This window comes from Sphaerisporangium flaviroseum (assembly GCF_039537005.1).
Lineage (GTDB): Bacteria > Actinomycetota > Actinomycetes > Streptosporangiales > Streptosporangiaceae > Sphaerisporangium > Sphaerisporangium flaviroseum.
The window spans coordinates 1-689 of the sequence record NZ_BAAAZR010000071.1; the positions used below are offsets into that span (position 1 = coordinate 1).

The 689-nt window shown below is 57.0% G+C and carries 1 rRNA gene; it reads left to right on the top strand.

Annotation, left to right across the window (positions count from 1 at the left end):
• A 23S ribosomal RNA gene (locus tag ABD810_RS40775) occupies positions 1-689 on the top strand; the annotation flags it as partial.

Below are 689 nucleotides of genomic sequence, written 5' to 3' on the forward strand. Positions count from 1 at the left end.
AAGGTAGCGAAATTCCTTGTCGGGTAAGTTCCGACCTGCACGAATGGCGTAACGACTTCCCCGCTGTCTCAACCACAGACCCGGCGAAATTGCACTACGAGTAAAGATGCTCGTTACGCGCAGCAGGACGGAAAGACCCCGGGACCTTCACTACAGCTTGACATTGGTGTTTGGGACGGCTTGTGTAGGATAGGTGGGAGACGGTGAAGCTCGGACGCTAGTTCGGGTGGAGTCATTGGTGAAATACCACTCTGGTCGTTTTGGATGTCTAACCCGCGCCCGTGTATCCGGGTGGGGGACAGTGTCTGGTGGGTAGTTTAACTGGGGCGGTTGCCTCCTAAAGGGTAACGGAGGCGCCCAAAGGTTCCCTCAGCCTGGTTGGCAATCAGGTGTTGAGTGTAAGTGCACAAGGGAGCTTGACTGTGAGACCGACAGGTCGAGCAGGAGCGAAAGCTGGGACTAGTGATCCGGCGGTGGCATGTGGAAGCGCCGTCGCTCAACGGCTAAAAGGTACCCCGGGGATAACAGGCTGATCTTCCCCAAGAGTCCATATCGACGGGATGGTTTGGCACCTCGATGTCGGCTCGTCGCATCCTGGGGCTGGAGTAGGTCCCAAGGGTTGGGCTGTTCGCCCATTAAAGCGGTACGCGAGCTGGGTTTAGAACGTCGCGAGACAGTTCGGTCCCTAT